The organism is Kitasatospora sp. NPDC093102 (genome assembly GCF_040683915.1).
In the GTDB taxonomy this organism is placed as follows: Bacteria; Actinomycetota; Actinomycetes; order Streptomycetales; family Streptomycetaceae; genus Kitasatospora.
The window spans coordinates 73,714-95,719 of the sequence record NZ_JBFBFA010000027.1 but is presented as its reverse complement, the minus strand read 5'-3'; the positions used below and the strand labels follow the sequence as shown (position 1 = coordinate 95,719).

General features: G+C 74.6%; 17 protein-coding genes. 13 read left to right on the top strand and 4 right to left on the bottom strand.

The annotated features are described in order from the left end of the window. Positions 1 to 657: 657 nt before the first annotated feature. The gene (locus AB0O11_RS27260) at positions 658 to 1,584 is read left to right on the top strand and encodes a tetratricopeptide repeat protein (protein WP_363392058.1); all 927 of its coding nucleotides are present in this window, start codon (positions 658 to 660) and stop codon (positions 1,582 to 1,584) included. A gap of 102 nt (positions 1,585 to 1,686) precedes the next feature. On the opposite strand, the gene AB0O11_RS27255 is transcribed toward AB0O11_RS27260, so the two are convergent. After that, complete coding sequence (locus AB0O11_RS27255) at positions 1,687 to 3,057, bottom strand: DUF1015 domain-containing protein (RefSeq protein WP_363392044.1); 1,371 nt, start codon at positions 3,055 to 3,057, stop codon at positions 1,687 to 1,689. A 92-nt stretch (positions 3,058 to 3,149) separates the two neighbouring features. On the opposite strand from AB0O11_RS27255, the gene AB0O11_RS27250 reads away from it, so the two are divergent. Beyond that, positions 3,150 to 3,845, top strand: a complete 696-nt coding sequence (locus AB0O11_RS27250; RefSeq protein ID WP_363392043.1) for a tetratricopeptide repeat protein — start codon at positions 3,150 to 3,152, stop codon at positions 3,843 to 3,845. Between the two features lie 126 nt (positions 3,846 to 3,971). Next, the gene (locus AB0O11_RS27245) at positions 3,972 to 5,009 is read left to right on the top strand and encodes an HAD-IIA family hydrolase (RefSeq protein ID WP_363392041.1); all 1,038 of its coding nucleotides are present in this window, start codon (positions 3,972 to 3,974) and stop codon (positions 5,007 to 5,009) included. A 57-nt stretch (positions 5,010 to 5,066) separates the two neighbouring features. Here AB0O11_RS27245 and AB0O11_RS27240 read toward each other — a convergent pair whose 3' ends face one another. Continuing rightward, complete coding sequence (locus AB0O11_RS27240) at positions 5,067 to 5,414, bottom strand: SCP2 sterol-binding domain-containing protein (protein ID WP_363392040.1); 348 nt, start codon at positions 5,412 to 5,414, stop codon at positions 5,067 to 5,069. Positions 5,415 to 5,591: 177 nt separating this feature from the next. Here AB0O11_RS27240 and AB0O11_RS27235 point away from each other — a divergent pair, with 177 nt between their 5' ends. From AB0O11_RS27235 to AB0O11_RS27220, 4 genes are all read left to right on the top strand, one after another. After that, positions 5,592 to 6,494, top strand: coding sequence for a hypothetical protein (locus tag AB0O11_RS27235; protein WP_363392038.1), 903 nt, complete (start codon positions 5,592 to 5,594; stop codon positions 6,492 to 6,494). A 79-nt stretch (positions 6,495 to 6,573) separates the two neighbouring features. Further along, on the top strand, positions 6,574 to 6,792 hold the full coding sequence (locus AB0O11_RS27230; protein WP_363392037.1) for a hypothetical protein: 219 nt from the start codon (positions 6,574 to 6,576) through the stop codon (positions 6,790 to 6,792). A gap of 36 nt (positions 6,793 to 6,828) precedes the next feature. Then, positions 6,829 to 7,635: a TlyA family RNA methyltransferase gene (locus tag AB0O11_RS27225; RefSeq protein ID WP_363392056.1), complete on the top strand. Its 807-nt coding sequence runs from the start codon at positions 6,829 to 6,831 to the stop codon at positions 7,633 to 7,635. A gap of 93 nt (positions 7,636 to 7,728) precedes the next feature. Further along, the gene (locus AB0O11_RS27220; protein WP_363392035.1) at positions 7,729 to 8,634 is read left to right on the top strand and encodes an NAD kinase; all 906 of its coding nucleotides are present in this window, start codon (positions 7,729 to 7,731) and stop codon (positions 8,632 to 8,634) included. A 121-nt stretch (positions 8,635 to 8,755) separates the two neighbouring features. On the opposite strand, the gene AB0O11_RS27215 is transcribed toward AB0O11_RS27220, so the two are convergent. Then, positions 8,756 to 10,255, bottom strand: coding sequence for a PLP-dependent aminotransferase family protein (locus AB0O11_RS27215; RefSeq protein ID WP_363392033.1), 1,500 nt, complete (start codon positions 10,253 to 10,255; stop codon positions 8,756 to 8,758). A gap of 257 nt (positions 10,256 to 10,512) precedes the next feature. Between AB0O11_RS27215 and AB0O11_RS27210 the strand changes: the two genes are divergently transcribed. The 3 genes from AB0O11_RS27210 to AB0O11_RS27200 all read left to right on the top strand — a co-directional run bounded on the left by AB0O11_RS27210 (position 10,513) and on the right by AB0O11_RS27200 (position 14,302). Then, on the top strand, positions 10,513 to 11,133 hold the full coding sequence (locus AB0O11_RS27210) for a hypothetical protein (RefSeq protein ID WP_363392054.1): 621 nt from the start codon (positions 10,513 to 10,515) through the stop codon (positions 11,131 to 11,133). 88 nt (positions 11,134 to 11,221) lie between these two features. After that, entirely contained in the window at positions 11,222 to 12,958 is a 1,737-nt protein-coding gene (gene recN / locus AB0O11_RS27205) for a DNA repair protein RecN (RefSeq protein WP_363392052.1), read from the top strand. A gap of 165 nt (positions 12,959 to 13,123) precedes the next feature. Then, positions 13,124 to 14,302, top strand: a complete 1,179-nt coding sequence (locus AB0O11_RS27200) for a glycosyltransferase family 4 protein (protein WP_363392031.1) — start codon at positions 13,124 to 13,126, stop codon at positions 14,300 to 14,302. An 8-nt stretch (positions 14,303 to 14,310) separates the two neighbouring features. On the opposite strand, the gene AB0O11_RS27195 is transcribed toward AB0O11_RS27200, so the two are convergent. Continuing rightward, the gene (locus AB0O11_RS27195; RefSeq protein ID WP_363392029.1) at positions 14,311 to 16,305 is read right to left on the bottom strand and encodes a glycoside hydrolase family 15 protein; all 1,995 of its coding nucleotides are present in this window, start codon (positions 16,303 to 16,305) and stop codon (positions 14,311 to 14,313) included. A gap of 759 nt (positions 16,306 to 17,064) precedes the next feature. Between AB0O11_RS27195 and AB0O11_RS27190 the strand changes: the two genes are divergently transcribed. The 3 genes from AB0O11_RS27190 to AB0O11_RS27180 all read left to right on the top strand — a co-directional run bounded on the left by AB0O11_RS27190 (position 17,065) and on the right by AB0O11_RS27180 (position 21,930). Next, a complete protein-coding gene (locus AB0O11_RS27190) occupies positions 17,065 to 18,702 on the top strand; it encodes a CTP synthase (protein ID WP_363392027.1) in 1,638 nt (545 codons plus the stop codon). Between the two features lie 106 nt (positions 18,703 to 18,808). Then, positions 18,809 to 19,456 carry an NUDIX hydrolase gene (locus AB0O11_RS27185; RefSeq protein ID WP_363392026.1) on the top strand — a complete coding sequence of 216 codons (648 nt, stop codon included), beginning with the start codon at positions 18,809 to 18,811 and terminating at the stop codon, positions 19,454 to 19,456. 263 nt (positions 19,457 to 19,719) lie between these two features. Then, positions 19,720 to 21,930 (top strand): AAA family ATPase, encoded by a 2,211-nt coding sequence (locus AB0O11_RS27180; RefSeq protein ID WP_363392024.1) that lies wholly within the window; start codon positions 19,720 to 19,722, stop codon positions 21,928 to 21,930. The last annotated feature ends 76 nt before the right edge of the window (positions 21,931 to 22,006 follow it).

The window sequence follows — 22,006 nt, the reverse complement described above, 5'->3', positions numbered from 1 at the left end:
GACGACCGTCCCTCCGGTGGTTTCCGTCGTGACGACCGCCCCTCCGGTGGTTTCCGTCGTGATGACCGTGATGACCGTCCGCGTCGTGACGACCGTCCGTCGGGCGGGTACGGCCGCGACCGTGACGACCGCGGCGGTGACCGTGGTGGCTTCCGCCGTGACGACCGTCCCTCCGGCGGCTTCCGCCGTGACGACCGTCCCTCCGGTGGTTTCCGTCGCGACGACCGTCCCTCCGGTGGTTTCCGTCGCGACGACCGCCCCTCCGGTGGTTTCCGTCGTGATGACCGTGATGACCGTCCGCGTCGTGACGACCGTCCGTCGGGCGGGTACGGCCGCGACCGTGACGACCGCGGCGGTGACCGTGGTGGCTTCCGTCGCGACGACCGCCCCTCCGGCGGCTTCCGCCGCGACGACCGCCCCTCCGGTGGTTTCCGCCGTGATGACCGTGATGACCGTCCGCGTCGTGACGACCGCCCGTCGGGCGGGTACGGCCGCGACCGTGACGACCGCGGCGGCTTCCGTCGCGACGACCGCCCCTCCGGTGGTTTCCGCCGTGACGACCGCCAGGCCGGCGGCTACCGCCGCGACCGTGACGACCGCGGCGGTGACCGTCGGGACTACGACGACCGCCGCGGCAACTACGAGCCCGTCAAGCGTCTGCCGATCCCGGAGGACGTCACCGGCTTCGAGCTGGACGCGGATGTGCGCCAGGAGCTCAAGAGCCTGCCCAAGACACTCGCGGACGATGTCGCCCGCAACCTGGTGATGGTGGCCCGCCTGCTCGACAGCGAGCCGGAGGAGGCTTACCAGTTCTCGCGCGTCGCGCTCCGACTGGCTTCCCGTGTGGCGGCCGTTCGTGAGGCGGCCGGTTTCGCTTCGTACATGACGCAGCGTTACTCCGAGGCGCTGACCGAGTTCCGCGCCGCCCGTCGGATGACCGGCCGGGCGGACCTGTGGCCGGTCATGGCCGACTGCGAGCGCGGTCTGGGCCGTCCGGAGCGGGCGCTGGCGATGGCCGGTGAGCCCGAGGTGAAGCAGCTGGACAAGGCCGGCCAGGTCGAGATGCGCCTGGTCGCGGCCGGTGCCCGCAGCGACATGGAGCAGTTCGACGCCGCTGTGGTGACGCTGCAGAGCCCGGAGCTGGCCTCCAGCGCCGTCCACCCGTGGACCGCGCGCCTGCGCTACGCCTACGCCGAGGCCCTGATCGCGGCCGGCCGGGCCGACGAGGCCCGTGACTGGTTCGCCAAGGCCGCCGAGGCCGACACCGACGGCAGCACCAACGCCTCGGAGCGGCTGGCCGAGATCGACGGCGTCGAGTTCACCGACGCGCTCGACCCGGAGCTGGCCGAGGACGAGACCGAGTCGACCGACGCCCCGGCGAAGAAGCGCGGTGGCGGCGACAACGCCGACGACCGCGTGATCTTCGAGGACGAGGAGGACGTCGAGGAGTTCTACGACGAGGACGACCTTGAGATCGACGAGGACTTCGACGGCGTCGTCCCCGAGCGCGCCCAGGACGCCGAGGACACCAAGGCCGAGGCCGCCAAGGCCGACGCCGACAAGGCCGACGCCGACAAGGGCTGACCAGCACCCTGAGGCAACGCCGTGAGGCCCTGCCGTTCCCCGGGAACTCCGGGAACGGCAGGGCCTCACGGCGTCCGGGCCTGTGTCCGGCCGGCGGAGGTGTCAGCCCAGCGCGAGGTTGCGCAACACCAGCCCGGTGGCCGGCTTCGGCCCGAAGGAGGTGGACTTGCGCGGCATGGTGACGCCTTGTTCGGCCAGCCGTCGCACCACGGACTCCCGGACCGGGTGCAGCAGGACGGCGGTGCCGCCGCTGCGGGCGGCCTCCCGTTCGGCGGCCACGGCGGTGTGCAGGTAACCGATGTCGTCCGGACCGTCGGGGACGTGCCAGGTGCGGTCCAGCAGGGTGGCGTGCAGGACGGTGGCGTCCAGGTGGCGCCACTCCTCGGGCCGGCCGCGCGGCACGGTGGCGTCGAGCAGGGATTCCTCGGGCTCGCCGAGCAGCCAGTAGATGCCGTCGCCGCCGGTCACGACGAAGCCGTTGCCGCCGTGCCGTTTCTGCTCGGCGAGGGCCTGGAGCGCGGCGGACAGCGGTCCGGGGACCTCCTTGACCTTCCACTGGTCGCCGAGCCGTTCCAGTGCCTCGGCCACCGGCAGCCGGTACAGCACGCGGTGGATGGCGCGGACCCGCAGCGGGTAGCGGGCGGTGTCCACCAGGAGCACCATGCCGCGGTCCCAGGGGCTGCGCGGCAGGTGGCGGTGCTCGCGCTGGAGGCGCAGGTACATCTCCCAGCGATGGTGGCCGTCGGCGATCAGGGCCCGGCAGGTGGCGAGGTCGCGGCTGATCTCGGCGATCTCGGCCGGGTCGGTGACCGCCCACAGCCGGTGGTGGGTGCCGTCGCTGGTGGCCGTGGAGAGCAGCGGCTCGCCCTCGACCGTCCGCTCGATCACGCCGGAGGCGCCGCCGTTGCCCCGATAGGTGAGCAGCAGCGGTTCCAGGTTGGCCCGGGTAGTGCGCATCAGGCCGACCCGGTCGGCGACCGGCCTCGGCATCACGTCCTCGTGCGGGAGCACCACACCGCCCTCGCGGCCGCTCACCGCGAGGGCGCCGATCAGGCCGCGCTGGAGCAGCTCGGGGGAGTCGGTGGTGGCCGGCACCCGCTGCTCGTACACGTAGATCGCGGGCTCGGGGTCGGCGGCCAGGACGCCCTCGCGCTGCCAGGCGGCCAGCAGCCGGGCGGCGTGCCGGTAGCGGGTGTCGCGGTCGGGGCGGTCGCCGGCGTCCTCGGGTTCGGGTCGGGGCAGGATCAGCCGGACCACGTTGTACGGGTCGGCGGTCTCCAGGTCGAGCCGGCGGCCCGGGTCGACGACGTCGTACGGCGGGGACATCACCGCGGCCAGGGCGCCGACCCGGTCGGGGACGTAGCGCAGGCCGCGGAAGGGGGACAGGGACAGGCCGGCGGTGGCGACGTGCCCGGGATCGCCGGGGCCGCCCTCGGGAGTCTCGACTCCGTCTTCTGCACTGGGTGTGCTCATTCTGGGCATCGTAACCGGGTACGCGTTGTTGAGAGATCGGAATGCCCGCGCCGAGTTGTGGGGCGGGTGTGCGACCGAGGGCGAGGTACGGCATGGACGACGGGCAGGAACGGGTGGACGGTGACGGCCCGGCCGAGTCGGGCGGGCCGACCGGTGCCACGCACGGGGGCGCTCCGGCCGACGGCGCGGCCGGCTGTGCACCGGCCGACGGCACGGCGGTCGGCGAGGTGCCGGTCGGCGGAGTGCCGCGGCAGAGCCGCTCCGGGGAGCCCACCGGGGACGTGTACGACTGGTTCCGCCGGGGCGCCCGGTTGCTGGCGCAGGGACATCCGGCGGCCGCCGAGCAGCTGCTCGCCCGGGCGGCGGCGGCCGAGCCGCACTCGCGCAGCATCCGGGAGGCGCTGGCACGGGCCCAATTCGACGCGGGTTCGTACGCGGCGGCGCTGGAGAACTTCCGGGCCGTGGCGCTCGCGGATCCGGCGGACGACTACGCTCAGTTCGGGTGGGGCGTCGCGGCGGCCCGGCTGGGCGACTTCGAGACCTCCGCCGAGCACTTGGCGCTGGCCGTGGCGATGCGGCCGGAGGCCGACCACTACCGGCAGGCGCTGCGGCAGACCCGGGCGACCCTGGCGGCCCGCGCCGGGGCGTACGGCCCGCTGCTGCCGGGAGCACCCGGGTATCTGGCGCCCCCGGCGGTCGCCGAGGACCCGGCCGGAGGGTCGGGAGGAGCGGCGGATGACGCCGGTACCGGGACCGGGACCGGATCCGGTGCCGACGACGGCGCCTGACCGGCGGGCGCGGTGACCGGCCGGACGCCGTGACGGTCGGCGTGACGCACGACGAGGTGCGGCACGGACGAGGTGACGGACGACGCAGTGAACGACGACGCAGTGAATGAGTGAGGTAGCGCAGCCATGACCGAGACGGCCACCCCCGTGCGACGGACCGCCCCCGGCGGCAGCGAGCGGCCGCTGACCGACGCGTACGACACCGCGCTGCTGGACCTGGACGGCGTGGTCTACGCGGGCGCACACGCGATCGAGCACGCGGTGGACGCGCTGGACGCCGCCCGGACGGCCGGGATGCGGCTCGCGTACGTGACCAACAACGCCTCCCGCCCGCCGCGCGTGGTGGCCGAGCACCTGACCGAGCTGGGCGTCCCGGCCGAGCCGGCCGACGTGATCAACTCGGCCCAGGCCGCCGCCCGGCTGGTCGCCGAGAAGGTACCGGCCGGGTCGAAGGTGCTGGTCGTGGGCGGTCTCGGGCTGGAGGAGGCGCTCTCCGAGCTGGGGCTGGTCGCGGTCCGCTCGCTGTCCGACGGGCCGCTCGCGGTGGTCCAGGGCTTCGACCCCTCGGTGGGGTGGGCGGACCTGGCGGAGGCCTCGTACGCGGTGCAGAGCGGTCTGCCGTGGGTGGCGTCCAACCTGGACCTGACGGTGCCGAGGGCCCGCGGCATCGCGCCCGGCAACGGCACCATGGTGGCGGCGGTGCGGGCGGCGACCGGGGTGGAGCCGGAGGTGGCGGGCAAGCCGCTGCCGCCGATGCACCGCGAGACCGTGCTGCGTACCGGCGCGGAGCGGCCGCTGGTGGTCGGGGACCGGCTGGACACCGACATCGAGGGCGCGTTCAACGGCGGGGTGGACAGCCTGCTGGTGTTCACCGGGGTGACCACTCCGGAGCTGCTGCTGGCGGCTCCGGTCGAGCACCGGCCGACCTACCTGGCGGCCGACCTGCGCGGACTGCTCGTCCCGCACCCGGCGGTGACGGCCTTGGACGGCGGCTTCGCGTGCGGCGGCTGGGTCGCGGGGGTCGAGGCCGGGGTGCTGCGGCTGTCCGGAGCCGGGGACCGCTGGGACGGCCTGCGGGCACTGTGCGCGGCGGCGTGGACGGTGCTGGACGCGGGTGGTGCGCCGGTGGACGGCCGGAAGGCGCTGGCCGACCTGGGGTTCTGAGGGCGGTCGGCGGTACCGGGGCGGGACTGCCTCCGGCGTTGCCTTCGGCGGCCGGGTTCAGAACAGGGTGCGCAGCCGCAGCAGGTCGCGGAAGCCCGCCTCCAGCCTGACCCGGCCGCTCGCCCACGCGGAGGCGAAGTTGAGCCGGCCGCCGACCAGTGCGACCAGGTCGTCGCTGTTCATGGTGAGCCGGATCTCAGCCTTCCCGGCCGGAGGACCGGGGGCGGCCACCACGTCCTGGATCCGGCCGTCGCGCAGCTGCCCGGTGAAGGTCAGGTCGAGGTCGGTGATCCGGCAGCTGAGCGCGCGGTCGAGGGCCGCGGCCTTGCGGACGTCGCCGGTGGACTTCGTCATGTTCCGGCTGAGCTGCTCCAGTGCCTCCCGGCACTCCTCGGCATTCGCCACGGGGCGGTTCCCTCCCCCGGTCGCTACGGTGCTGACTGCGGGCCACGGTACCTCAGGAGGGTTTTGGCGGTAGCGTCGTCAGTGGGGTGCCCGGAACGGCCCGGGTGCCGAGGGCGACAGAGCGACACGCGTAGGCGATTGGGAGGCACCCGAATGCTGCCGAGGACGGTTCGGGGAGTGGTGGAGACCGCCGCCGGGGTGGTCGAGGAGGTCGGCAAGCTGGTCGTCGGGACGGCGACCTCGATCCTGGAGAAGGCGGGGGTCGACGTCGCCGAGGTCGAGCGTCGGATGGGCGGCCAGTTCCCGCCGTCGGTGGAGACCTTGCAGACCCTGGCCGGGGAAGCGGTCACCGCCGGGCGCGCCGGGGTGGACCTGGCCGTGGGCGTGGCGCGCAACGAGGCGGAGAAGGTCTTCGAGAAGGTCGGCGACCAGGTGACCAAGGTCGGCGTGGTGCTGGCGTACCTGGAGACCAAGCTGCGCGAGGTCGAGGAGGAGGCCCCGGCGGCCGAGTCCGGGCCGCGACGGTACGAGGCCGAGCAGCCGGTGCCGGCGCCGCGCGCGGGCGACCTGTTCGGACACGGCTGGGAGTTCGAGGAGGAGCGGCCGGCCCCCCGGACGGCGGATGAGCCGATAGTCGCCGAGCGGGTGGAGGTGGACGAGCCGGTCGAGGTCGATCCGCCGATTGCGCCGGTCGCGCCGGTGCCCGTGGTCTCCCCGACCCCGCAGGAGGAGCCCGCCGCCGACGGCAAGGCGGGACCGGCCGGGCAGTCCGCGGTGAAGAAGAGCGTCGCAGGCGGGAGTCGTGCGAGCACGAGCCCCGCGAGCAAGAACGCCACCAAGAAGAGCACGGCGAAGAAGACCGCGGCCGACAGGGCCACGCCGAAGAAGACGGCGGGCAAGAAGGCCGCCGCGAAGAAGACGACGACCGTCAAGAAGACCGCCACCGCCAAGCAGGCCGAAGCGCAGCCCGAGGCCGCCGCCCGGCCCGGGACTCCCGCCAAGCGCGCGGCGACCAGGAAGACCAAGACCACCGTCCGCAAGGCCACCAGCACGAAGAAGCCCGATGCCCGAGACGAGTGAACCGTCCGAGTCCGCCCGCCCGTCCGGGACCGCCCGTCTGCCCGGGACCGCCCACCCACCCGAGACCGTTCGCCCACCCGTGTCCGCCCGGCACGCCGTGCCGCCGGCACCGCTCGACGCGGTCGTCCCCGCCGAGCCGCTCGGCGTCGAACTGGCTCTCACCGGCGACCCCGGGATCGACGCCGGGCTTGCCCTGCTGGAGACCTTGGACGGGGTCCCGGCGGAGGCACACGTCGCGGTGTACGAAGATGTTCACCAGCGGCTCGTCGACACACTGGCCGCGCTCGACCAGGAATGACCCGCAGGATCCGTAGGAGCTGAAACACCAGTGGCAGTGGCACGACGCCGACTCGACGCGGAACTGGTCCGCCGCAAGCTGGCCCGATCGCGTGAACACGCGTCCGAACTGATCGCGGCCGGCCGGGTGACCGTCGGCGGCACCACCGCGACCAAGCCGGCCACCCAGGTGGAGACCTCGGCGGCGGTCGTGGTGGCCAAGGACGAGAACGACCCCGACTACGTCTCGCGCGGCGGCCACAAGCTCGCCGGCGCGTTCGCGGCCTTCGTGCCGCAGGGCCTGGTGGTGGAGGGCCGCCGGGCGCTGGACGCGGGCGCCTCCACCGGCGGGTTCACCGACGTGCTGCTGCGCGCCGGGGCCGTGCACGTGCTGGCGGTGGACGTCGGCTACGGGCAGCTCGCCTGGTCGCTGCAGAGCGACGAGCGGGTCACCGTGATGGACCGCACCAATGTGCGCGAGCTGACCCTGGACCTGATCGGCGGCACCCCCGTGGACCTGGTGGTGGGCGACCTGTCGTTCATCTCGCTGGGCCTGGTGCTCCCGGCCCTCGCCTCCTGTGCGGCCGAGGATGCGGACCTGGTCCTGATGGTCAAGCCGCAGTTCGAGATCGGCAAGGAGCGTCTGGGCAGCGGCGGGGTGGTGCGCAGCCCGCAGCTGCGCGCCGAGATGGTGCGCCAGGTCGCCGGGCAGGCGTGGGAGCTCGGGCTGGGCGTGCGCGCGGTCACCGCGAGCCCCCTGCCGGGGCCGTCCGGCAACGTCGAGTACTTCCTCTGGCTGCGCCGGGACGCTCCGCAGCTGGACCCCGAGGCGGCGGACCGGGCCGTGGCGGAGGGGCCCCGGTAGGGTGCCTTGCGAGCGTCCGGCCCGTCATGTCGTATGGCGCGGCCGCACCGGGGCCAAGGGCGACCCGGCAGGCGTTAGGGAGAGGGCAGCGGCATGAGCGATGAAGAACGTACGGTCTTCCTGATCGCGCACACCGGCCGGGAGGCGGCGCTGCGCAGCGTCGAGGCTCTGGTGCACGGGCTGCTGAAGGCGGGGCTCCGGATCAGACTGCTGGAGGCCGAGGCGGTGGACCTGGATCTGCCGGAAGGCGTCGAGAAGGTGGCCGAGGGCCCCGGGGCGGCGGACGGCTGCGAGCTGATCCTGGTGGCCGGCGGGGACGGGACGCTGCTGCGCGGGGCGGAGCTGGCACGCTCGCACGGGCTGCCGATGCTCGGGATCAACCTGGGCCGGGTGGGCTTCCTCGCCGAGGCCGAGCGGGACGACCTGGCGGTGGTGGTCGAGCGGGTGGTGGACGCCGACTACGAGGTCGAGGAGCGGATGACGATCGATGTCATCGTCCGCACCAACGGCGATGTGGTGCACGAGGACTGGGCGTTGAACGAGGCCTCGATCGAGAAGGCGTCGCGGGAGCGGATGCTGGAGGTGGTGACCGAGGTGGACGGCCGCCCGGTCTCCAACTTCGGCTGTGACGGCGTGGTGTGCGCGACGCCGACCGGTTCCACCGCGTACGCGTTCTCCGGCGGCGGGCCGGTGGTGTGGCCGGAGGTGGAGGCGCTGCTGATGGTGCCGATCTCCGCGCACGCGCTGTTCGCCCGCCCGCTGGTGACCTCGCCGAAGTCGGTGCTGGCGGTCGAGGTGCAGCCCAAGACCCCGCACGGCATGCTCTGGTGCGACGGACGGCGTTCGGTCGAACTGCCCGCCGGGGCGCGGGTGGAGGTCCGCCGGGGCCGGACCCCGGTGCGGCTGGCCAGACTGCACCGGGCGCCGTTCACCGACCGGCTGGTGGCCAAGTTCGCGCTGCCGGTGACGGGTTGGCGCGGCCGGGCCGACCACCACTAGGGCGTCCTGGCGCCGGCCGGTGCCGGGGCAGCCGACCGCTGCGCGTCCGCGCGCACCAACGTCCGTGCAGGCCAGGGTATTTCATCTGTCGTGAGGCCGTGGCCCAGCCGCTGGCGGTCCGTCAGACCGCCAGCGGCTGGGCCTCGTCGGCCGGTTCGAGCCGGCCGCCGGCCGCCGCGTGGGCGGCCAGGGCGGCGAGGCGTTCGACGGCGGCGGGGACGGTCGCGGCGGGCACGGTGAGCGGGAGACGGATGTGGTGCTCGAAGGCACCGTCCGAACCGAAGCGGTTGCCCGAGGCGATCCGGACCCCGCCGAGCTCCCCGGCCCGGGCCAGTGCCGCGCCGGACAGGCCGCCGGTGGAGACCCACAGCGAGAGCCCGCCGGGCGGCATGGCGAAGCTCCATCCGGGCAGTCGTTCGGGCAGGGCGGCGGCGAAGGCCCGCGCGGTGGCCCGCAGCCGGGTCAGCTGGTGTTCCCGGACCTCGGGCAGCGGTTCGCCCAGCAGCTCGGCGGCGATCAGCTGGTCCAGCACCGGGGTGCCGACGTCGCTGTAGACCCGCTCGGTGGCCAGTCGGCGCACCAGCGCGGGCGCGGCCCGGACCCAGCCGATCCGCAGGCCGCCCCAGAGCAGCTTGCCCGCCGAGCCGACGGTGACCACCTGGGCGGAGCGGTCCAGCGCAGCCGTCGGGCGCGGCAGCGGTGTGGACGGCGGGACGCCCCAGCCGAGTTCGGCGGTGGTCTCGTCGGCCAGCACGATGCTCCCGGCGGCCCGGGCGGCGGCGAGCAGTTCGCGGCGCTGCTCCTCGTCGATCAGCACGCCGGTCGGGTTGTGGAAGTCCGGGATCACGTAGGCGACCCTGGGACCGGCGCCGCGCAGCACCCGCCGCCACTCGTCGAGGTCCCAGGCGGGCTGCGGCGTCCAGGCGTACGGCACCGGCACCAGGCGTGCGCCGGTCAGCCGCAGCGCCTGCAGGGTGTGCGCGTAGCTGGGCGCCTCGACGGCGACCCGGTCGCCGCGGCCGATCAGCGCCCGCTGGACCAGGTGCAGGCCGCCCATCGCGCCGGTGGTGATCAGGATCTGGTCGGGGGTGGTGGGCAGCCCGCGCTCGGTGAAGCGGCGGGCGACGGCCTCGCGCAGCACCGGGACGCCGGTGGGGTAGTGGCCGTGTCCGGCGGCGTAGTACGGCAGCTGTTCGACGGCCCGGGCGGCGGCCCGGCCGACCCAGGGCTGCGGGGCGGGCGGGGCGGCGACGCCGAGGTCCAGGATGCGGCCCTGTTCGTCCGGCGGGACGGGGTGCAGGGCCTCGCCGGGCGGCGGGGCGCCCTCGGGCAGGGCGGTCCAGCTGCCCGCGCCGCGCCGGCTGTGCAGGTAGCCGTCGCCGCGCAGGGTCTCGTACGCGGTGGCGACGGTGGTGCGGCTCATCGACAGGGCGGTGGCCAGCTCGCGTTCGGCGGGCAGCCGGGCGCCGACCGGCAGCCGGCCCTCGGTGACCAGCAGCCGGATCTGCCCGGCCAGGGTGCGGTAGGCGGGGCGGCGGGCGGCGGACGGCTCGGGGAGCCGGGCGCCGGCGAGCAGCCGGGCCAGGGCGGGCGGGGTGACGGTGGTGTGCCAGTCGGCCACGGCAATCAGTCCACTCGATCAGAATTGGCCCTGGAGCGGGCCGTTTTGGCCTGGCCATCATGGCAGGGCGGCCACACCGTCCGCCACTGCCGGTCCGTTCCCGGTGGTGCAGCACCACCGCAGGAGCAGCATTGGCCACCACGACCACGCCGGCGCCGGCCGACCCGTCCACCGCCACCCCGCCCACGTCCACGTCCACGGCCACCCCGACCGCGACCTCCGTACCCGCCGCCCGGGGAGCCGGCCTCGCCGTCCGGGTGTTCGGTGACACCCGCGCCCTGGGCCGCCGGATCCCGCAACTGTTCGTCGGCCTCGCCCTGTACGGGGTGAGCATGGCGCTGATGCTCCGCGCCGGCCTCGGCCTCGACCCCTGGGACGTCCTGCACCAGGGCCTCCAGCGCACCGTCGGCCTCTCGGTCGGGGCCTGGGTGACCATCTGCGGTGCGCTCGTCCTGCTGCTGTGGATCCCGATGCGCCAGCGCCCGGGCCTGGGCACCGTCGCCAACGTGCTGGTGATCGGCGCGTCCATGGACCTCACCCTGCGGGTCGTCGACGGCCCCGGCGCCCTGCCCGCCCGGATCGCGCTGACGGCCGCAGCGATCGCCCTCAACGGCCTGGCCAGCGGCCTCTACATCGGTGCCCGGCTCGGCCCCGGCCCGCGCGACGGCCTGATGACCGGCCTGCACCGGCGCACCGGCCGGTCGCTGCGGCTGATCCGCACCGGCATCGAGGTGACGGTGCTCACGGGCGGTCTGCTGCTCGGCGGTACCGCCGGGGTCGGCACCGTCGCGTACGCGCTCGCCATCGGCCCGCTGGTGCAGTTCCTCCTGCCCTGGTGCACCGTGCCGGCGCCCGCGGAGGACTCCCGGAAGGGATGAACTTCCGGGTGCGGAGTTGCCGCGCGCCGTTGTCGCTCGTCGCGCGCCGGGGGCGGAACCTCGTAAGGTCGTCTCCGTGTTGGACGAGATGCGGATACGGGATCTTGGGGTCATCGACGACGCGGTGGTCGAACTCGCCCCCGGCTTCACCGCCGTGACCGGTGAGACCGGCGCCGGCAAGACCATGGTCGTGACCAGCCTCGGCCTGCTGCTCGGCGGACGCGCCGACCCGGGCCTGGTGCGCAACGGCACCGGACGCGCGGTGGTGGAGGGCCGGCTGGAACTGCCCGCCGACTCCCCGGTGGCGGCCCGCGCGGTCGAGGCCGGGGCCGAACTGGACGACGACGGCGCGCTGCTGCTCAGCCGGACGGTCTCCGCGGAGGGCCGCTCCCGGGCGCACGTCGGCGGCCGGTCCGTCCCGGTCGGGCTGCTCGCCGAACTCGGCGAGGACCTGATCGCCGTGCACGGCCAGACCGACCAGCAGCGCCTGCTGCGCCCGGCCCGCCAGCGCGGCGCGCTGGACCGGTACGCGGGTGCCTCGGTGGCCGAGCCGCTGGCCCGCTACCGGGAGACCTACCGCGCCCTGCGCGAGGTCTCGGCGAGCCTGGAGGAGCTGACCACCCGGGCCCGCGAGCGCGCCCAGGAGGCCGACCTGCTGCGCTTCGGCCTGGACGAGATCGCCGCCGCCGAGCCGGTGGCCGACGAGGACGTGGAGCTGGCCGCCGAGGCCGAGCGGCTCGGCCACGCCGATGCGCTGTCCTCCGCCGCGACCCTCGCCCACGCCACCCTGGCCGGCGATCCGGTCGACCCGGAGGCGCTGGACGCGGGCACCCTGCTCGCCCAGTCCCGCCGGGCCCTGGACGCGGTGCGCCACCACGACGAGCGGCTGGCCGCCCTGGCCGACCGCCTCAACGAGGTCGGCTACCTGCTCGCCGACGTGGCCGGCGACCTGGCCGGCTACGCGGACGATCTGGACGCCGACCCGGTGCGGCTGTCCGCCGTCGAGGACCGCCGGGCCGTGCTGGCCCAGCTGCTGCGCAAGTACGGCGGCGAGGAGAACTCGCTCGCCGAGGTGATCGCCTGGGCCGAGGCCGGGTCGGTGCGGCTCGCCGAGCTCGACGGCGACGACGACCGGATCGACGAGCTCGGCGCCCGGGAGACCGAGCTGCGGGCCGAGCTGGCCGAGCTGGCCGCCGAGGTGTCGCAGGCCCGGCACGCCGCGGCCGGGCGGTTCGCCGAGGCGGTCTCCTCCGAACTCGCCGAACTGGCCATGCCGCACGCCCGGGTGACCTTCTCGATCAGTCAGGTGGACGACCTGGCCGGGATCGAGGTCGGCGGGCGCACCGTCGCGTACGGTCCGCACGGCGTGGACGAGGTCGAGGTGCTGCTCGCCCCGCACCCGGGCGCCCAGCCGCGCCCGATCGCCAAGGGCGCCTCCGGCGGTGAGCTGTCGCGCGTGATGCTCGCCGTCGAGGTGGTCTTCGCGGGGGCCGACCCCGTCCCCACCTACCTGTTCGACGAGGTGGACGCGGGCGTCGGCGGCAAGGCCGCGGTCGAGATCGGCCGCCGACTGGCCAAGCTCGCCGAGTCCGCCCAGGTCGTGGTGGTCACCCACCTCCCGCAGGTCGCCGCGTTCGCCGACCGTCACCTGGTGGTGGAGAAGACCAACGACGGCACCGTGACCCGCAGTGGTGTCAAGGTGCTGAACGACGAGGAGCGGGTGCGCGAACTCTCCCGGATGCTGGCCGGCCTGGAGGACTCGGAGCTGGGCCGCGCCCACGCCGAGGAGCTGCTGGCCGCCGCCCGGGCCCCGCGCCACCGGTAGCCGGCGTCGGCGGCCCCTCGGACGTCGGCGACGCGCCCCGGTGGCGCCGACTGTCCAAGAGGGCCGCCGACCTGGCAAGGTGGCGGCTGGACACTGGCTTCCCAGCCCCGAGCGCCGCCCGGCGGGCAATCCTCGCGAAGCGGCGCGCGAACCTGATCGAGTCGGATGCGAGACGACGTGGACCATTCCGCCGCCCGGGCCACCGCGGCCGTCCCCGAACCGGGGCAGCTGCACGTGGTACTCGTCCTGGCCGCCAGCACCGGCGGCATCGGTGCGCACGTGCGCTCCCTGGCCCAGGGCCTGGTCGCGCACGGGGTGAACGTCACGGTCTGCGCGCCGGCCGGCACGGACGCGCTCTTCGGCTTCTCCCGTACGGGCGCCAGGTTCCACACCGTCGACATCACGCCCACCGCGGGCGCCCGCAGCGACGCCACCGCGATCGGCGAACTGCGCCGGGCCTTCACCGGCGCCGACGTGGTGCACGCCCACGGTCTGCGCGCCGGGCTGCTGTCCGACCTGGCGCTGCGCACCGCGGGCCGCTTCCCGGGACTGCGTCCGGAGACCCCGCTGGTGGTCACCTCGCACCACGCGCTGCTCGCCACCGGCCTGGAGCGCCGACTGCAGCGGCTGATGGAGCGCCGGGTGGCGCGCGCCGCCGACCTGGTCCTCGGTGCCTCCTCCGACCTGGTCGCCCGGGCCCGTGAACTGGGTGCCACCGACGCCCGGCTGGGCCCGGTGGCCGCCCCGCCGATGCCCGAGGGCCGACTCGGCCGCACCGAGGCGCGTGCCGCGCTGCTCGGCGACGGCCCGGACCGCCCGCTGGTGCTGGCGGTGGGCCGGCTCGTCCCGCAGAAGGCCTTCGGGCTGCTGCTGGACGCCGCCCCGGAGCTGTCCGCGCCGGACCCGGAGCCGCTCGTGCTGATCGCCGGGGACGGTCCGGAGGCGGGCGCGCTGCGCGAGCGGGCGGCCGCGGAGAAGCTGCCGGTGCGGCTGCTCGGCTACCGCACCGACGTGCCCGACCTGCTGGCCGCAGCCGACGTGGTGGTGGTCCCCAGCCGCTGGGAGGCCCGCTCGCTGGTGGTGCAGGAGGCGATGCGGGCCGGGGTGCCGGTGGTCGCCACCGCTGTCGGCGGCATCCCCGAACTGGTCGGCGACGCCGCCGTGCTGGTGCCCTCCGGGGACCCGGCGGCGCTCGGCCGCGCGGTGCGTGCCCTACTGGCCGACCCGGCCCGCCGCGAGCAGCTGGTGGCGGCCGGCCGGCAGCAGGCCGAGACCTGGCCGGACGAGGCCGCCACCGTCGCCCAGGTGCTCAGCACCTACGACGAGCTGGTGCAGCGCGGGTAGCGCGGGTCCTAGACGGTGGCCCGCTCGACCCGGTCGGCGGCCGGGCCGTCCGGCTGGGCGGACAGGTACGCGGCCCCGCAGGCGGTCAGCCGCAGGGCGGTGTCGATCAGCGGGACGTGACTGAAGGCCTGGGGGAAGTTGCCGACCTGGCGCTTGAGCCGCGGGTCCCACTCCTCGGCGAGCAGGCCCAGGTCGTTGCGCAGCGCCAGCAGCCGGTCGAACAGCTCGCGGGCCTCCTGCACCCGGCCGATCATGGCGAGGTCGTCGGCCAGCCAGAACGAGCAGGCCAGGAAGGCGCCCTCGTGGCCGGAGAGACCGTCGACGTTGGTGCCGGACTCGTCGTGGGTGGGGTAGCGCAGCACGAAGCCGTCCTCGGTGGACAGTTCGCGCTGGATCGCCTCGATGGTGCCGATGACGCGCTTGTCGTCCGGGGGCAGGAAGCCGACCTGGGGGATCAGCAGTAGTGAGGCGTCCAGTTCCTTGCCGCCGTAGTACTGGGTGAAGGTGTTGCGCTCGGGGTCGTAGCCCTTTTCGCAGACGTCCGCGTGGATCTCGGCGCGCAGCGCGCGCCAGCGCTCCAGGTGGCCGCCGGGGGCGTCTTCGGGGGTCTGCTCCAGCAGTTTGATGGTCCGGTCGACGGCGACCCAGGCCATGACCTTGGAGTGGACGAAGTGCCGGCGCGGGCCGCGGACCTCCCAGATGCCCTCGTCCGGCTCCTGCCAGTGGTCCTCCAGGTACTCGATCAGGCGCAGCTGGAGGTGGTGGGCGTGGTCGTTGCGGACCAGGCCGGTCATGTGGCCCAGGTGCAGGGCTTCGACGACCTCGCCGTAGACGTCGAGCTGGAGCTGTCCGGCGGCGCCGTTGCCGACCCGGACGGGCTGGGAGCCCTCGTAGCCGGGCAGCCAGTCCAGTGAGGACTCGGTGAGTTCGCGTTCGCCGGCGATGCCGTACATGATCTGGAGGTTCTCGGGGTCGCCGGCCACCGCGCGCAGCAGCCATTCGCGCCAGGCCTTCGCCTCCTCGCGGTAGCCGGTGCGCAGGAGCGAGGAGAGGGTGATGGCGGCGTCGCGCAGCCAGGTGTAGCGGTAGTCCCAGTTGCGCTCGCCGCCGATGTCCTCGGGCAGGGAGGTGGTGGGGGCGGCGACGATGCCGCCGGTGGGGGCGTAGGTGAGGCCCTTGAGGGTGATGAGGGAGCGGATCACGGCCTCGCGGTAGGGGCCCTGGTAGGTGCACTGGTCGGCCCACTCGTGCCAGAAGTCGGCGGTGGCGTCCAGCAGCTGCTCGGCGTCCGGAGTCCTGGGCGGGTCGAGGTGGGAGGCCTGCCAGGTGAGGGCGAAGGCGATCCGTTCGCCGGCGCCGACGGTGAAGTCGGCGTAGGTGGTGAGGTCGCGGCCGTAGGTCTCGGCCTCGCCGTCCAGCCAGACCGAGTCGGGCCCGGCGACGGCGACGGTGCGGTGGCCGCCCTCGGCCTGCTCGACGCGGTGCACCCAGGGCACCACCCGGCCGTAGGAGAAGCGCATCCGCAGCGCCGAGCGCATCCGTACGGTGCCGGAGACGCCCTCGACGATCCGGATCACCTGGGGGACGGCGTCCTTGCCGGCCAGCGGGCGCGGCGGCATGAAGTCGATCACACGGACGGTGCCGCCCTGGGCGTCCCACTCCTGCTCCAGGATCAGCGAGTCGCCCCGGTAGTGGCGGCGGTCGGCGGGCAGGGCGGGGGCGGCGGCGGTGGGCGGGGGCACGCGCAGGTCGGCGGGGGTGGCGATGCGGGTCCGGCCGGTGGTGGGGGGCGTGGCGGCGGCCGGTGCGGGGACCTCGGTCAGGACGGCCTCGGCCGGGCCGATCCGCCAGAAGCCGTGTTCATCGGTGCCGAGCAGACCGGCGAACACGGCCGGCGAGTCGAAGCGGGGAAGGCAGAGCCAGTCCACCGCCCCGTCCCTGCTGACCAGGGCAGCGGTCTGCATGTCCCCGATGAGTGCGTAGTCCTCGATACGGCCGGCCACGTGGATCTCCAGTTCGCAATGTGGTCAGGGCATCGGCGAGCGGAGGGAGCGAGCGGTCTGCGGGGCCGGAGGTCCACCCCGGGACGTCCGGCCTGCCGGGGGTGGTGGCAGGCCTTGCTGGAGTGTCCGCGGGGCTCGGTCGAGCCCCTGGAGTGGGTGGGGGGAGCTGGAATACGGGGAGGTCCGGTCGCGCATCGGGGACCGGGAGTGTCCTGACCCTCCCACGCCCTCCGCGTGCTCGTGCTGTCGGCGATGCGTCCGAGCAGCTTACGACGGACGAAAGGGGCGAAGCACGCGGGCGCAGCCCGGTGTGGCGCCGCAATTCGGCGGAAATGCCGTGCATCGCGAGGGCGCGGCGCAGGATGGTCCGGAAGGATCACCTCCGCCTGGTCCGGCCGGAGGAGCCGGTATGGTCCGGACGGATGCTCCGCTCTGGCCCGGTCCGGCCGGTGGTGCGACCGGTGTGACACGTGCGGCGTGTGATGCGCCGGTGGTGCGCCCCGCGCGCGCCCCCGGCACGGCGCGCGCGGCCCGAACGGCGTCCGGGTCGGGTCACTGATACCCTGGTATCCCGTGGACCGGCGGGATCAAACGCCCCGGACCAGCCGAACCGACGACCCTACGAGCGCCGCGCACCGAGCCGGCCTCCCGTCGCCCGGCGAACCCCGAGCCTCCCGCCCACGTCACTTTCGACACGCGACCCACGGGAGCCCCCTCTTGGCACAGCCCCATTCCGGCAAGGCAGCGAACGGCCGCGCCGTGACGACCAAGCACCTCTTCGTCACCGGGGGTGTCGCCTCTTCGCTCGGCAAGGGGCTCACCGCCTCCAGCCTCGGCGCGCTGCTCAAGGCCCGCGGCCTGCGTGTGACGATGCAGAAGCTCGACCCGTACCTCAACGTGGACCCGGGCACCATGAACCCGTTCCAGCACGGTGAGGTGTTCGTCACCGACGACGGCGCCGAGACCGACCTGGACATCGGCCACTACGAGCGGTTCCTGGACACCAACCTGCACGGCTCGGCGAACGTCACCACCGGCCAGGTGTACTCGACCGTCATCGCCAAGGAGCGCCGCGGCGAGTACCTGGGCGACACCGTCCAGGTCATCCCGCACATCACCAACGAGATCAAGTCCCGGATCCGCCGGATGGCGACCGAGGACGTCGACGTGGTGATCACCGAGGTCGGCGGCACCGTCGGCGACATCGAGTCGCTGCCGTTCCTGGAGGCCGTCCGCCAGGTCCGCCACGAGGTCGGCCGGGACAACGTGTTCTTCGTGCACGTCTCCCTGCTGCCGTACATCGGCCCCTCGGGCGAGCTGAAGACCAAGCCCACCCAGCACTCCGTCGCCGCGCTGCGCAACATCGGCATCCAGCCGGACGCCATCGTGCTGCGCGCCGACCGCGAGGTCCCGCAGGCGATCAAGCGCAAGATCTCGATGATGTGCGACGTGGACGAGGAGGCCGTGGTCGCGGCCATCGACGCCAAGTCGATCTACGACATCCCCAAGGTGCTGCACGGCGAGGGCCTGGACGCCTACGTGGTGCGCCGCCTGGACCTGCCGTTCCGCGACGTCGACTGGACCACCTGGGACGACCTGCTGCGCCGCGTCCACGAGCCGCAGCACATCGTCAAGGTCGCCCTGGTCGGCAAGTACATCGACCTGCCGGACGCCTACCTGTCGGTGACCGAGGCGCTGCGCGCCGGCGGCTTCGCCAACAACGCCCGGGTCGAGATCAAGTGGGTCACCTCGGACGACTGCGAGACCCCCGAGGGCGCCCAGGCGCAGCTCGGCGACGTCGACGCGATCTGCATCCCCGGCGGCTTCGGCGACCGCGGTGTCAACGGCAAGGTCGGTGCCATCACCTACGCCCGCGAGAACAGGATCCCGCTGCTGGGCCTGTGCCTGGGCCTGCAGTGCGTGGTCATCGAGGCGGCCCGCAACCTGGCCGGCCTGCCGGAGGCCAACTCCACCGAGTTCGACGCCGCCGCCAAGCACCCGGTCATCTCCACCATGGCCGAGCAGCTGGCCATCGTCGACGGCAAGGGCGACCTGGGCGGCACCATGCGCCTGGGCCTGTACCCGGCCAAGCTCGCCGAGGGCTCGATCGTCCGCGAGGTCTACGGCGGCGAGCAGTACGTCGAGGAGCGCCACCGCCACCGCTACGAGGTCAACAACGCCTACCGCGCGGACCTGGAGAAGACCGGCCTGGTGTTCTCCGGCCTCTCGCCCAAGGGCGACCTGGTCGAGTACGTCGAGTACCCGCGCGAGGTGCACCCCTACCTGGTGGCCACCCAGGCCCACCCGGAGCTGAAGTCCCGTCCGACCCGCCCGCACCCGCTGTTCGCGGGCCTGGTCAAGGCGGCCATCGTGATCAAGACCGCGGCCTCCGAGTAGTCATCTTCTCCTTGGCTTTGGTCGTTCACCGGACGGCGGCCCCGCGATTCCCGCGGGGCCGCCGTTCGGCGTTAGATTGTGTCGTACTGACGAAAAGGGGAGAGCGATGGACGAGCAGAGCCGCCAGGGGATCGCCGACGTGGCCGAGGAGTGGGAGGTCCGGGCGAGCGGGACGCCGTTCCAGGGCAAGGTCACCGGGGTGCGCAGCGAGGAGGTGCGGATGCCCGACGGCAGCTGGGCCCGCCGCGACTACCAGACCCACCCCGGCTCGGTCTCGGTGCTCGCCCTGGACGACGAGCAGCGGGTGCTGGTGCTGCGCCAGTACCGCCACCCGGTGCGCCAGCGGCTGTGGGAGCTGCCGGCCGGCCTGCTCGACGTGCCCGGCGAGAACCCGTGGCACGCCGCGCAGCGCGAACTGTACGAGGAGGCGTACTGCAAGGCCGGCACCTGGCGGATCCTCGCCGACTACTACACCTCCCCGGGCGGCACCGACGAGGCACTGCGGATGTTCCTCGCCACCGACCTGGCACCGGCCGACGGCGAGCGCTACGCGGCCGAGGGCGAGGAGCAGGAGATCGAGGTCGCCTGGGTGCCGGTGCCGGAGCTGATCCGCCTGATCCAGGCCGGGAAGCTGCACAACCCGACCCTGGTCACCGGCACCCTCGCCGTGCACGCCGCACTCACCGGTCCGGACGGGCTGGACGCGCTGCGCCCGGCGGACTCGCCCTGGCCGGCCCGTCCCTTCGGGGCGTGAGACGGCCTGTCGGGGCGTGAGGAGGCCGGCCTCCTCCGAGACCTGGGAGAGCCCCGCGGAGCGTGCGCGACCGTCGTGCGTTGAGTCGTTGGGGTGATTTGCCGATTCGTACGACCGGATGTCACCTCGGCTGAGCCGGACGGTCGAACTACGCTTCGCAGACAGGGCGCCCGTCCCGGACCGCCTCCGCTGAGCTCCGGAGGCTGGGTACCGGAAGCCGAGCGTCGGATGCCGAGCGCGGGATGACGTCGGGAGTGGCACGGGTGGCGAGGAAGACGGCGACGATGGACCCCGGCCCCGGCGCGCCCGCCGGGGCCGTCCCGGGCCTGGAGCGGCTGCCGGCCGGTCCCGCGCTGTTCGTCGGGCGGCGCGCCGAACTGGCCGCGTTGCGGGCGGCCGCCGCCCGCCCGGCGAGCGGGCGTTGCCCGGTGCTGGTGCTGGCCGGGCGTCCCGGCTCCGGACGGACCACGCTGGCCGCCCGCTTCGCCCGTACCGTCGCCGCCGACTACCCGGACGGCGTGCTGTTCGTACGGTTGTCCGCCCCGGACGGCGGCCGGGTGCCGCCCGCCCGGGCCGCCCGGCTGCTGCTGGAGCAGCTCGACCCGCAGAGCGCGGTGCCGCTGCCCGGGGCGGGCGAGGACGGGCGGGACGAGCCGGGCTGCGTGGCGTTGCGCGAGGCGCTCGCGGGGCTGCGGGTGCTGCTCGTGCTGGACGACGTCCGGGACGCCGGGCAGGTGTGGCCGCTGCTGGCCGACGAGCCCGGCTGCCTGGTGCTCGCCACCACGGCCGGGCCGCTCACCGGGATCGAGGACATCGACCCGGTGATCCTCGGCGGGCTGGACCGGCAGGCCTCCGGCGAACTGCTGGCCGACCTGGTCGGCGGCACCCGGATCTCCTGCGACCCGGTCGGCGGGGCCGACCTGGCCGAGGCCTGCGCCGCCCGGCCGGCCGCGCTGCGGCTGATGGCGGGGTGGCTGCGCGGCAGCCCGAAGACCGCGGTCACGGACGCGGCGCGAGAGCTCAACCGGGTGGTGGGGGAGGAGACGGCGGTCACGGGGGCTGCCGCGGGGTCTGTTGCGGCTGCTGTGGTGATGGAGAAGGAGAAGGAGAAGGAACAGAGCGGGGCGCCGAGGAAGGGTAAGGAAGGGGAGCGGGCGGCGAAGTCTCCCGGCACTCCTCCGGCCGGCCCTGCCGGGGCCGCTGGGTCTGCCGGGGCCATTGGGGCCGCCAGGGCCGTTGGGTCCGTCGGGGCCACGCGGGGCCTGTTGGGAAAGCCGGTACCGGGGAAGGCGGCGGAGGGCCGGGCCGGTGAGCCCGCTCCCGGTGCTGCTGCCCCGGTGACCGAGTCGGCCGGCGACCCGGCGGCCTGGGTGAAGCCCGGCCCGGAGCCTGCCGAGCCGGTGCCCGTCCCCGACAACGACCCGCTGCTCGGCGCGTTCACCCTGTTGTACCGCGAGCTGCCGGCCGCCCAGGCGCGGATGCTGCGCGCCCTCACCCTGGCCCCGGCGCAGACCGCCGACCCGCGCACCGCCTCCGCCCTGGTCGGCTGCCCGGTGCCGGACGCGGCCGTGACACTGGTCGCGCTGGCCGAGAGGGAGCTGGTCGGCGAGGAGGCGCCGGCCGCCGACGGCACCCCGCGCTACCGGGTGCCCGGGCGCCTCTACCCCCGGCTGGTCCGGCTGCGCGAGCAGGAGGACCGGCCCGCCGAGACCGAGCTGGCCCGGGCCCGGTTGCTGGAGCGGCTGGTCCGGCTCACCGAGTCGGCCCGAGCGCTGCTCGACCCGGCGGCCGGCCCCGGCCCGGACCCGCTGCCCGCCCCGCTGCGGCTGCGCTCGGCCGCGCACGCCCGGGAGTGGCTGCTCGGCGAGCGGGAGCTGCTGCTCGGTGCGGTGGCCGACGCGATCGGCCAGGGCGACCTGGACGGCTCGGCCGGGCGGCTGGTCACCGCGCTGCTGCGGGCGCTGCCGCTGACCGGAGCCGCCGCCCCCGCCGACCTCTACCGGCTGCACGAACTGGTGCTGACCGTCGCCGAGCGCAGCGGCCGGCCCCGCCGGGCCTCGGCCGCACTGCTCAACCTGGGCGACCTCCAGGCCTCGGCGGGCCGCTGGGAGCCGGCCGTCGCCCACTACCGGGCCGCCCTGGAACACGCCCGGACGGCCGACGACGAACCGCTCTGCGCCCGGGCCCTGGAGAGCGCCGCCAACTGTCACCGGGCGCTCGGCGACGCGGTGCGGGCCGCCGACTGGTACGGGCGGGCACTCGGCCTGCGGCAGGCGCTCGGGGACCACGCGGCCGAGGCCCGGCTGCTCGCCCGGGTGGCCGAGGCGCACACCGCGCAGCGCCGCTTCGACGAGGCCGACCGGGAGTACCGGGCCGCGCTCGCGGTGCTGCGCCGACTGGGCGACGAACGGGGCCGGGAGGCCGTCGGGGCCGCACTCGCGGACCTGCGGGAACGCGTCGATGCCGGGTGGTGACGGGTGTTTCGGAGGTATTGTCGAAGATGTCCGGTTGCGACGTCTTTGGTAGGTAAGTCGCAGGGGAAGCCTACGA